Source organism: Methylobacterium cerastii, assembly GCF_022179125.1.
In the GTDB taxonomy this organism is placed as follows: domain Bacteria; phylum Pseudomonadota; class Alphaproteobacteria; order Rhizobiales; family Beijerinckiaceae; genus Methylobacterium; species Methylobacterium cerastii.
This window is the reverse complement of record NZ_BPQG01000114.1, coordinates 1-10,698: the sequence shown is the minus strand read 5'-3', so window position 1 is coordinate 10,698 and position 10,698 is coordinate 1. Positions and strand designations below refer to the sequence as shown.

The 10,698-nt window shown below is 64.3% G+C and carries 8 protein-coding genes and 2 pseudogenes; 5 read left to right on the top strand and 5 right to left on the bottom strand.

Features of this window, described 5'->3' with window-relative positions; genetic code table 11:
- Positions 1–366: 366 nt before the first annotated feature.
- Positions 367–1,129 (top strand): annotated as a pseudogene (locus MFF13_RS25175) (DUF4113 domain-containing protein); the annotation flags it as partial.
- Between the two features lie 60 nt (positions 1,130–1,189).
- Here the strand turns inward: MFF13_RS25175 and MFF13_RS25170 are convergent.
- The 4 genes from MFF13_RS25170 to MFF13_RS25155 all read right to left on the bottom strand — a co-directional run bounded on the left by MFF13_RS25170 (position 1,190) and on the right by MFF13_RS25155 (position 5,877).
- Positions 1,190–1,483: a phospholipase A2 family protein gene (locus tag MFF13_RS25170; protein WP_373322610.1), complete on the bottom strand. Its 294-nt coding sequence runs from the start codon at positions 1,481–1,483 to the stop codon at positions 1,190–1,192.
- 206 nt (positions 1,484–1,689) lie between these two features.
- A complete protein-coding gene (locus MFF13_RS25165; RefSeq protein ID WP_147762525.1) occupies positions 1,690–3,294 on the bottom strand; it encodes an efflux transporter outer membrane subunit in 1,605 nt (534 codons plus the stop codon).
- Between the two features lies 1 nt (position 3,295).
- Complete coding sequence (locus MFF13_RS25160) at positions 3,296–4,861, bottom strand: DHA2 family efflux MFS transporter permease subunit (RefSeq protein WP_147762524.1); 1,566 nt, start codon at positions 4,859–4,861, stop codon at positions 3,296–3,298.
- Positions 4,858–5,877 carry an HlyD family secretion protein gene (locus MFF13_RS25155; protein WP_238273269.1) on the bottom strand — a complete coding sequence of 340 codons (1,020 nt, stop codon included), beginning with the start codon at positions 5,875–5,877 and terminating at the stop codon, positions 4,858–4,860. Before MFF13_RS25155 ends, MFF13_RS25160 begins: the two co-directional genes overlap by 4 nt.
- Before the next feature lie 554 nt (positions 5,878–6,431).
- Here MFF13_RS25155 and MFF13_RS26605 point away from each other — a divergent pair.
- The 4 genes and pseudogenes from MFF13_RS26605 to MFF13_RS25135 all read left to right on the top strand — a co-directional run bounded on the left by MFF13_RS26605 (position 6,432) and on the right by MFF13_RS25135 (position 9,888).
- Positions 6,432–7,085, top strand: a complete 654-nt coding sequence (locus tag MFF13_RS26605) for a TetR/AcrR family transcriptional regulator (RefSeq protein ID WP_147762523.1) — start codon at positions 6,432–6,434, stop codon at positions 7,083–7,085.
- Between the two features lie 3 nt (positions 7,086–7,088).
- Positions 7,089–7,928: pseudogene (locus MFF13_RS25145) on the top strand (response regulator); the annotation flags it as partial.
- A gap of 133 nt (positions 7,929–8,061) precedes the next feature.
- Positions 8,062–8,451, top strand: a complete 390-nt coding sequence (locus MFF13_RS25140; RefSeq protein WP_147762522.1) for a hypothetical protein — start codon at positions 8,062–8,064, stop codon at positions 8,449–8,451.
- Positions 8,452–8,755: 304 nt separating this feature from the next.
- Positions 8,756–9,888 (top strand): IS3 family transposase gene (locus tag MFF13_RS25135; RefSeq protein ID WP_147762521.1). Its coding sequence is split into 2 segments (ribosomal slippage): positions 8,756–9,011 and positions 9,011–9,888, totalling 1,134 coding nucleotides; the frame shifts between segments, so codons are not numbered across the junction.
- 319 nt (positions 9,889–10,207) lie between these two features.
- On the opposite strand, the gene MFF13_RS25130 is transcribed toward MFF13_RS25135, so the two are convergent.
- Positions 10,208–10,447, bottom strand: a complete 240-nt coding sequence (locus tag MFF13_RS25130) for a DUF6894 family protein (protein WP_147762520.1) — start codon at positions 10,445–10,447, stop codon at positions 10,208–10,210.
- Positions 10,448–10,698 lie beyond the last annotated feature (251 nt).

Sequence of the window (10,698 nt, the reverse complement as noted above, 5' to 3'; positions counted from 1 at the left end):
CCACGCCTAGGGACACGACCCAGGCATTTTGTGGCCTTGAACGATCTAATTGGCGCCTGACAGCGATCAGAGGCGGGGTTGTGTGCTCTAAGGCAAGCCAAAAGGTCATCGCTTCCTGAACACTCAGACCACGAACGTCCGCTCCCGGGAGTACCATCGACGGGCTACTATGGCAGGGTCGGGTCGGGACCCGTCCGCTCTACGACCGGGTTGGGTGGATTGCCGTCAGTCCGCTTTGGGGCTGTGAACCATGGAAGCGGACATCATCGGTGAGCCTGCTCTCGACCCTTAGCGGGACCTGGGAACGTCCGCTTGCGGGTCGCTAAGTTAAGCGGAGCCTGGACGGCGTCGCGCATGGGGGCGCCTATCGGCCCTGCGAACGCCCGCAAGCTGGAAGCGCTTGGATGTGAGAGCGCCGCCGACGTGGGCGACCTCGATACCCGGGTGGTGCGCAAGGCCATGGCGGTGATGGGCGAGCGCCTCGTGCAGGAGCTGCACGGCGTCGCCTGTCTCGACCTTGAGGAGGTAACCGCCACCCGCAAGGGGTGCGCCGTCACCCGCAGCTTTTCGGACCGGGTCGAGGATCTCGCCACCATGGAGCAGGCGATCGCAACCCACGCGAGCCGGCTCGGAGAGAAGCTGCGCCGGGGGGCTTGGGACGGACCACGTCACGGTCTGCTCACACACCTCGGAGCACGACCGGACCCGACCGCAACGCTCGGTCTCGACGGTGAGGACCCTGCACGAAGCCAGCAACGACACGCTGGTTCTGGTGAAGGCCGCACTGCACGGCGTCCGGCGGACCTGGCGGAGCGGCTTCCGCTACTCCAAGGCCGGCGTGGTCACGACCGACCTCCTGCCGCTCCACGCCTCCCAGCGGGCGATGCCAGGCCTCGGCAAGATCGCCTGCGAGCAGGGTGCCGCGCTGATGGCCGCGCTCGACGTCTGCAACCGACGCTTCGGGCGCGGATCGATCGTTCCGGCCGCCGCAGGGTTCGCTCCTACGCGGGGGTGGTCCACGAAATGCGAGATACGCTCACCACGATACACGACCCGGCTCGACGAGATCCCGGTCGTGGCGGGTGGAGGAGTCTCGGGATCCGGCGGGGGAGCGCCATCGAGGGTCTGACTGGATGACGAGGAGCATCAGGTGCGATACGCTTCAATCGCCTCGGGGCATCGCCGCCGGTCAGTCGCCGCCTCCGCCCGTGACGGCGCGGTGTGTCATCCGTCCCGCCTCGGCGAAGGGCATCATGGCGGCACCGGCGGCGACGACACCGGCAACCATTCGGAGTTCGGTCGGCTGGCCCGGGTCGTCCGCAATCCGCTCCGCCTCGACCTGAAGGCGACGGTTGCAGGCCTTTGACGGCAGGGCATCGTCCGGTGTGCAGGCGTCGTGACGGGCGCAGGCGGCGTCCAGGACGTCGATGGGAGCCAGGGGACTTTTGTTGCCCGGACCACAATAGTTGCCGTGGATCAACATGGTCGGTCGGGAAGACGAAGATCCTGGTTGTGCCAGGGACGGGCTCGCCAGGGTCACGGCGAGTAAGATCGGGGTAGCTAGACGGAAGGACATGATATGTTTGCCTCGTATGGTCCCGCCCCCTCAAGCGTGACGCCTACGGCATCATCTCGGGTGCCCCGGGCCGTCCCGCGCGTGCATCCCGCTCGCTTTCGCCTGGCATCCGCTCATTGGTCGAAGGGCGTGCCGTGTACGACATCCGAGACGGGGATCCCCACCTTCGCCAGGGAAAGCGGAGGCGTCCGGCCACTCGGGAACGTGGTCTCCCAGCCGCCGCCGAGCGCCTTGGATAGGGCGACGAAGTCGGTGGAGATCGCCGCCGTCGCCTGGGACAGGTTGGTCTCCGCCTGAAGCACCGTCTGCGACGCCTGCAGCACCGTGGTGAAGATCTCGACGCCCTGGGTGTAGCGCGCCCGCGACAGGGACAGCGCCTGGCGCGCATCGGCGACCTGCCTGGCTAGGCGGCCCCGGCGCGCCTCGTCGCCGCGCAGGGAAGCCAAGGCGTTGACGACGTCGTGCCAGCCCTGAAGCACCGCCTTCTGGTAGGCGATCGCCGCTTCCTGCTGGCGGGCGCGCTGGAGGACGAGGTTCGATTTCAGTCGCCCGCCTTCGAACAGCGGTATCGAGATCGACGGTCCGATGTTCATGTACTGCAGCGACGAGCCCCGGAACAGCTTGCCCGGATCGACCGAGTTCACGGTCGGGCTGCCGGTGAGCGTGACGCTCGGGAAGAACTGCGCCTCGGCCACGCCGATTTCCGCCACCGCCGAATGCAGGTTGGCCTCCGCACGACGGATGTCGGGGCGGCGCAGGACCAGGCTCGACGGCACCCCAACCGGCACGCGCGGCGGCACCGGCGGGATCGCCCGGCCAGCCACGAGTTCCTGGGACAGGGCGAGCGGCGGCTCGCCAAGCAGCAGCGAGATCGCGTTGATCTGCTGGATCTCCTGCTGCTGGAGTTGCGGCAGTTGCGCCTTGATCGCCTCGACCTGCTGGGCGGCGTTGGACGTGTCGAGGCCGGTGACCAGACCCTTCTGCTGACGCACCCGGACGACGTCGAGGATCTGCTCGTTGACCCGGATGTTGGCGAGGTCGATCCGGATCAGCTCCTGGGTCCCGCGCAGCTGAACGTAGTCGCGTGCCAGCTCGGCCTGGCTGGATACCAGCGCATCGCGGCGCTGCTCGGCCGATGCGTCCGCCTGCGCCTGAGCGGACTCCACCGAGCGGCGGACCTTGCCCCATAGGTCGAGCTCCCACGATGCGTCGAAGCCGAGGGTGTAGCTCTCGAACCCGTTGGTCAGCGGCGCCGTCGGATTGCTGCCGCCGGTGCCACCGCCAAGACTTCCGAGCGAGTTCGACAGGAGGCCGATCGTTCCGTTCTTGCTGAACTGCTGGCGATACGCGCTGCCCTGGCCATTGATTGTCGGCAGCCCGGCGGCGGCGGCGCTCCCGAGCTGGGCCCGGCTCTCGAACAGGCGGGCGGTCGCGGTCTGCACGTCGAGGTTCTGCGCGGCGACGCGGTCCTCAAGCTGGGACAGGACCGGGTCCCGGAAGGCCTGCCACCACGCCACGTCAGGCTCGGCCTCGGTCGTGCGCGACAGGAGACGTCCCGCCCGACGGACCGGAAGTCCGGTGTCGAGGTAGTCGCTCGACTCCGCGAGCGGGGTCGTCGGGGTGGCGAAGTCCGGGCCCACCGTGCAGCCGGCGAGGCCGAGCACGGAGGCGACGAGCGCCGCATAGGTGCGTCGTTCAGGGTATCGGCGAAGCGTCATCTCAATGTCCTCCGCCGCCGCCTTGCGCGGTCTTGGCCGATATCAGCAGGCACAGCGGCACGACGAGGAACGCCAGCAGCGCCGTGTATTGGTACACGTTGCTGTAGGCCAGCACCTGAGCCTGCTTGATGTAGGTCTGGTAGGTGTGCGCCACGGCCTGCTGATGCACCACGGAGGCCGCGCGTCCGAGCGACCTGAGCGTGTGCTCGCTCTCCTGGATGAGCGTGTTGTAGCCTTGACGTAGCGGCGTCATGAACGCCGAGAGGTGGGCCTGATCGGACTGCGTCCGCTCCGTCACCGCGGCGGTGGAAAGCGAAATCCCGATCGAGCCGAACACGTTTCGGAACATCGAGAACAGGGCGGATCCGTCGCTGCGGTACTTCTGGGGAAGCGTCAGGTAGGCAACGGTGGAGATCGGCACGAACAGGAAGGCGAGCGCCGCCGTCTGCAAGGTGCGCATCAGGACCAGTGTTCGGAAGTCGATGTCGGGCGCGATCCGGCTCGAATAGAACATCGCGCAGCCCATGAAGGCGAACCCGAACATGATGATGTAGCGGGTCTGAACGAACTTCATCGCGATGCCGACGATGGGGATCAGCACGATGACCGCGACGCCCCCCGGGGACAGGATGAAGCCCGAATCGAGGGCGGTGTAACCCAGCACCTGCTGGGCGAACTGCGGGATCAGCACGGACCCTGCGTAGAGCAGTGCCCCGACGGCGCCGATGAGCAGGCAGCCGACGGCGAAGTTCCTGTCCTTGAACACCCCCAGGTCGATGATCGGCTTCTTCGCGGTGAGCAGCCAGCAGATGGCGCCGAAGATCCCGAGGAAGGCGAGGACCGCCATGGTCCGGATGAACGGCGAGCCGAACCAGCCGTCGTCCTCGCCGCGGTCGATCATGATCTGCATGCAGCCGATGCCGAGGATGATCAGCCCGAGGCCGACGTAATCTAGGCCGCGTGAGCGCTTCTCCTTCTCGGATGGGGGATCCTGGACGAGGTAGGCGTTGGCGAAGAGGGTGAAGATCCCGACCGGCACGTTGATGAAGAAGATCCAGCGCCAGGTCGAATGCTCGACGAGGTAGCCGCCCAGCGTCGGCCCGAGCACGGGTGCGACGACGGTCGCCACCGCCGTCACCCCGAAGGCGGCCCCGCGCTTGGCCGGCGGGAAGGTGTCGAGGATGATCGATTGCTGGCTCGGCTGAAGGCCGCCGCCGAAGAAGCCCTGCATCAACCGGAACATGATGATCTGGCCGAGGCTCTGCGACAGCCCGCAGAGGAACGACGAGACCGTGAACATGCCGATGCAGATCAGGAAGTAGCGCTTGCGCCCGATGGTGTCGGACAGCCAGCCCGCGATGGTCAGGACGATGCCGTTGGCCACGAGGTAGGCCGTCAGGGTGTAGGTCGCCTCGTCGTTGGAGGCCGCCAACGACCCGGCGATGTAGGGCAGGGCCACGTTGACGATGGTGGTGTCGAGCACCTCCATGAACGCCGCCAGCGTCACCGCGATGGCGATGAGCCAGGGGTTGTGGGCGGGCTTCCAACCGTCGGATGCACCGCTCACTTCAGCAACACCGTGGGCTCGACGCTGACGCCAAGCGGCAGTGGCTCGTCCTTCCGCAGACCACTGTCGATGACGATCTTCACCGGCACGCGCTGGACGATCTTGATGAAGTTGCCGGTGGCGTTCTCGGCGGGGAAAGCGGAGAATTTCGAGCCCGACCCGCGCTGGATCGACTCGACGTGCCCCTGGAGGTCGAGGTCAGGGTAGGCGTCGATGGTGACCTTGACCCGCTGCCCGGGGCGCATGCCGTCGAGCTCGGTCTCCTTGTAGTTGGCCGTGACCCAGACGTCGGTGGTGACCAGCGACATGACCTGCTGCCCGGCGGTGAGGTAGTCGCCAGCGTTGACGTTGCGCTTCGTGACCCAGCCGTCCTGGGACGCGCGCACCACACTCCACTCGATGTTGAGGTTGGCCTGGTCGACCTGAGCCTTCGCCTGCTCGGCCTGGCCCTTCAGCTGGTCGACCTGCTGCTCGGACTGGCCGATGTTCTGCTGCACCGGCATCGCCTGGACGAGGCGGGCCTGGGCCTGCTCGACCTGCGCCTTGGCCTGTTGGTAGTTCGACGCCGTGGTGTCGACCTCCTGCTGCGTCGTTGCGAGCTTCGGAAGGCTTTTCTGCCGGTCGTAGTTGGCCTGCTGAAGCGCGAGGTTGGCCTTGGCCGAATCGAGGTTGGCCTGCGCAAGCTGAAGTGAGGCGGGGAAGTTCTTCTTGGCGATTTCGACGCCCAGTTTCTGACTGGCGATCTGGGCGTTGCTCGCGTCGAGCTGGCCCTGGGCCTGCTCGCGGCTGAAGACGAACTGCCTCGGGTCGATGCGGAAGAGCGGATCGCCCTTGTGCACGAACTGGTTGTCGGTGACGTCGAGGGCGATGACCTGTCCGGCGACCTGCGGGGCGACGTTGACGATGTTGCCGTCGGTGTAGGCGTCGTCGGTGCTGATCTTCCCGCGGGTGGACAGCCAGTAGTACAGACCGCCCCCGGCCAGCAGCAGCAGGACCACGGCGGCGATCCCGATCACCAGCGGCCGGCGTTTCTTCCGAGCCCGCTGGTCGTCCTCGTCGTCGTCCGACTTCTTTTTGTCCTCCTTCTCGTCGTCGCCCTTGTCTGCGTCCGACTTCTTTTTGGCTTCTCGCTTGTCGGCATCCTCGCTCCGGCCTCGGTCACGTCCGGCGTCCGACCTCTGGTCGCGACGGTCCTGCTCGTCGCGGCTGCGGTGGGGCCGTTCGTCGTCACGGCGGTCAGCCGCAGATCGGTCGTCGTCGTCCCGAGCGGACCTATCCCGGTTCGGACGCGCACCTTCGTCGGAGGGGCGCCGCCGCCCGTCGACGGCGTCGGGATGGCTGTCGTCGTACCGGGCCCCTGCGCGCCGCATCGAGCCGACATCAAGCATGTCCCGTCGGCTTGCGGACCGCGTCGGCGATCGGAAGTCGTCTACATCGTCTTCGCGCATGGCGGGGAACGTAAGCCTTTGCCCTCGCTAAGCTCTCAGCGAGATGATGTGGACGCGCCCATCCGAAGCCGATAGGAACATCTGAACCGAACGTTTCGTTTCTAATCTAGAAACAGGTGGTTATGTCAAGCGAAACGGTCGGTTCGGAAAAGCGCTCGCGAGTTCGTGTTCCACGCGGCGATCGGCGTCGTGCGGAGATCGCGGCGGTCGCGGAACAGGTGTTCCTCAAGCACGGTTTTACCGAAACCACGATGCGGCTGGTGGCGGTCGAAGCCGGCGCTTCGACCGAGACGGTTTACCGCCACTTCGGTTCGAAGGATGACCTGTTCATCGAGGTGGTGGGCAATCGTACGCTCGAACTCCGACAGCGGATCGATACCGACCTCGAAAGTACCGGGCCGCTGCCAACCGTCCTCAAGGCTGTCGGGACGAACCTCTACGAATCGATGGTCATGCCGGAAATGTCGGCGCTTGCACGCATCATCGTCGCCGAGGTCTCGCGTAATCCCGCCCTGGGTGAAGCCTTCTACGCCATGTGCCCCGGTCGTACGCTGCACAAGCTGACAGAATACCTGAAGGACGCCCAGGCCCGCAGCACGTTCATCGGGGACGACCCAGAACTCGCAGCGAATATGTTCATCGGACTGATCATCGGAAATATCGTCCCGGTGCGCCTGTTCATTCCCCATAGGGACGATGTCGGCACCGAGCGCATGCAAGGCCATGTCGACGAGGCGGTCCGGATCTTTCTCGCGGTCTACCATGCGAAGGCTTGACCGGATGCGATGCCGGAAGGCGGCCGCATCACGGTCGAGACGGCCAACAAGTGGATGGACGAGCGGGCGGCGAGCCAGCACGGCATGCCGGAAGGGCAGTATCTCGCCCTCAGTTTGACCGACACCGGCACCGGCATGCCGCCGGAGGTGGTCGCACGGGTGTTCGAGCCGTTCTTCACAACCAAGCCCATCGGCGAGGGCACGGGGCTAGGGCTGTCGATGATCTACGGCTTCGCCCAGCAGTCGGGCGGGCAGTTCCGCATCTACTCCGAGGTCGGCCAGGGCACGACCGTCTGCATCTACCTGCCCCGGCACTACGGAGCGGTCGAGGACGAGACGGTGGGCGAGCGGATGGTGGAATTCCCGCGCTCGCAGGCCGGCGAGACCGTGCTGATCGTGGACGACGAGCCCACCGTGCGCATGTTCGTCACCGACATCCTCGAAGATCTCGGCTACGTGGCCATCGAGGCGGGTGACAGCGCGACGGGTCTCAAGGTTCTGCAATCGGATGTGCGCATCGACCTGCTGGTGACGGACGTGGGCCTACCTGGCGGCATGAACGGGCGGCAGATGGCGGACGCGGCGCGGAACCATCGCCCTGACCTTAAGGTGCTGTTCATCACCGGCTATGCGGAGAACGCGATCCTCGGGAATGGGACGCTTCCGCCGGGCATGGCGGTGCTGACGAAGCCGTTCGCGATGGACAACATGGCCGCGCGCATCCGCTCCATGATCGAGGGCGGCAAAGGAGCAGGCTCGTCGCTCGTAATCCCGCTGATGACGGCAGGGAGGCTGCTGGCGCGGAACATGACCTCGCCTGATCCGGATAACCGCTTGTACTAAGTTACCGGTCCCATTGCCGATCTTTATCCAAAAGGCGAGGGAACAAGGCAAAAACCATAATGTTGACTGTGGTGCGGCTCTCTAGAGCAACGCGCCTTAGAATGTTGCTAGTCTAGCAGCGGACAAATCGCTTATGCCTAAGCATGTATTCATTGATCAAGTTGTTCAGAGCGAACTTAAACATTCGCGCAAGCGACTGAACCACTCTTGGGGCGTTCTGCAATCGTCTCGCTCGATCATCGATGCATCCCGGGAGGCGATCCGCAAATCTCGTACGTTACTAAGATCACTTCCCGAGCGTTCAATAGACGGCGCAGAACAGGAAATTGTCCAAAACCCTCTACTCGCAATGGATGACGAGGCAATCAGCCACCTCGTTGATAATTTGATTGCTGCTTACTTAGAAGCTTGTGCAACGGGTGATGATACTGACATCGAGACGATTGGTAAGGCGCTCAAAATCATAGGGACACACCTAGCTAGCGAGATCGGGCCGAAGGCGGCCGGCATGCCGTTAAGTTAAGCGGGACTTTGGTATGCCAAACCCTATATATGATCCATGTCAAAAACACCGCGCGACCCGGCCATAGTGCGCGATAATTTGGAGCGCATCGCTCGCGCTCTGAACCAACCTGTGACCGCTCTCTTTGGCGAGGGTGGTTCGGCTCTCCGGGAAGCCGAGACGCTCGCGCTTGTGCAAGCCTTTGACACCATTGCGAACCCTCAGTCTCGCGCTCACTGCAGAGGTGGCTCGGGGAATCTGCACAGGGGGCTGAGTGGAATTTCTGCCTGACGGCGGCCAGGATGGCCGCGGATCAGGAGCGACGATGAGCAAGCGACAGCGCCGGAATCACCTTCCGGCTTTCAAGGCGAAGGTGGCTCTGGCCGCTCTGAAGGGTGAGAAGACCCTGGCCGAGTTGGCCCAGCAGTTCGATGTCCATCCCAACCAGATCACGGCCTGGAAAGCCCAGCTGCTCGATGGGGCTGCCGGGGTGTTCGGATCAGAGGCCCGGCCGGAGGCGGCCCCGGCCATCGACGTGAAGACGCTGCATGCCAAGATCGGCGAGTTGACGCTGACCAACGATTTTTTGTCCGGTGCGCTCGGAAAGGCCGGTCTGCTGAGCGCAAAGCGATGATCGATCGCGGTCACGATCTCCCCATCGCCGGTCAGGTCAAGGCGCTCGGGATCAGCCGGGGCAGCGTCTATTATCTGCCACGTCCGATCCCGGTAGCCGATCTCGCCGTGATGCGGCGGATGGACGAGCTGCATCTTGAGCTTCCCTTCGCGGGAAGCCGGATGCTGCGGGATCTCCTGAACAAGGAGGGTATCGCGATCGGACGCTGCCATGTCGTGACGCTGATGAAGCGCCTGCGGATTGAAGCGCTCTACCGCAAACCGAACACCTCGAAGCCTGCGCCGGGGCACAAGATCTACCCGTATCTCTTACGCGGGCTGACGATCGATCGACCCAATCAGGTTTGGGCCATGGACATCACCTACGTGCCGATGGCCCGCGGCTTCGTCTACCTTGCTGCCGTGATTGATTGGTTCAGCCGCCGAGTGCTGTCCTGGCGCCTCTCGATCACGATGGAGGCTGAGTTCTGCGTCGAGGCTCTAGAGGAAGCGATGACCCGGCACGGCAAGCCGGAAATCTTCAATAGCGATCAGGGCTCGCAGTTCACGAGCCACGCCTTCACCAGCGTACTGCTGGAGGCCGATATCGCCGTCAGCATGGACGGCAGGGGCGCGTGGCGCGACAACGTCTTCATCGAGCGGCTATGGCGGTCGGTCAAATACGAGGAGATCTATCTGCACGCCTACGATACCGTCAGCACGGCCCGTGCCTCGATCGGCCGATATCTCGCCTTCTACAATGGGCGCAGGCCTCATTCGAGCCTCGGCCGGCAGACACCCGACCAGGCCTACTTCGACAGGCTGCCGCATCCCGCGGCCGCCTGAAACTGGCAGGACTCCACTTATCCAAGCCCAGGTCGCTGTTCAGACAAACCGAACCACCTCTCTGCATCGCATTTGTAGAGTCGGAGGCTGCACGCGGAACCGTGGCTGAGACTGATCCAGTCTGATGAGACTGCTACGAAATGCTGGCCGTTGCTCATTCTTCAGCAACCTGTCTGGTACATTCTCATCGATGCTGCCTAAGCAGCCGGCTGTTCCCCCCGAACCGCTGCGGCGGTCCTGCCTTTGTCCCCACAAGCAGGACCGCCACTTCCGTTTTCGAAGTTGAAAAGTCGAAGGCGGCTCGAACGTCGACTTGTCGCTACCGAAGCAGCCACGTGCCGACGTAGGTCAAAGCCGCTGAGTAGACGGCGTGTCCGTTCTCATCCGTCACCACGACGGTGATGGTCTGGCGCTCACCGTCCTTCGGGATCTCGTCACTGGCGATTGATGGTAGCAGGCGCTTGGCTTCGAGCGCAGCCGCCTGGATGTCGTCACAGACGGTGCCCACCTCATCGCGCTTGTTGATGCCATCATGGATGTCGAAGAAGTAGCGGGGCATAAAGCTCTCGACGCTGCATGGCCGGGAGCACAAGTGTCTCACAAGCGCGGGCGGCCGGTGTCGAGACCCACGATGCATCAACGGTAGGTAGCTCGACCGATGCTGGCAACAACGTGTGTTTGTGAGGCCGCCAAATGCTGGAGCGGTTCGTCTCCAGCCTATTAGCCGAGTTGCAGGTAGGAAGGGTCAAATTCCGCGACCTGCACGAGCCCGTTCCAATTTATGATATTGAGCGCCCGCGTGCGGTGCTC

Excerpts from the sequence above, each read along its gene's own strand:
- MFF13_RS25140 (WP_147762522.1), top strand. The coding sequence starts at position 8,062 with ATGCCTAAGCATGTATTCATTGATCAAGTTGTTCAGAGCGAACTTAAA.
- MFF13_RS25130 (WP_147762520.1), bottom strand. The coding sequence starts at position 10,447 with ATGCCCCGCTACTTCTTCGACATCCATGATGGCATCAACAAGCGCGAT.
- MFF13_RS25165 (WP_147762525.1), bottom strand. The coding sequence starts at position 3,294 with ATGACGCTTCGCCGATACCCTGAACGACGCACCTATGCGGCGCTCGTC.
- MFF13_RS26605 (WP_147762523.1), top strand. The coding sequence starts at position 6,432 with ATGTCAAGCGAAACGGTCGGTTCGGAAAAGCGCTCGCGAGTTCGTGTT.
- MFF13_RS25170 (WP_373322610.1), bottom strand. The coding sequence starts at position 1,483 with ATGTTGATCCACGGCAACTATTGTGGTCCGGGCAACAAAAGTCCCCTG.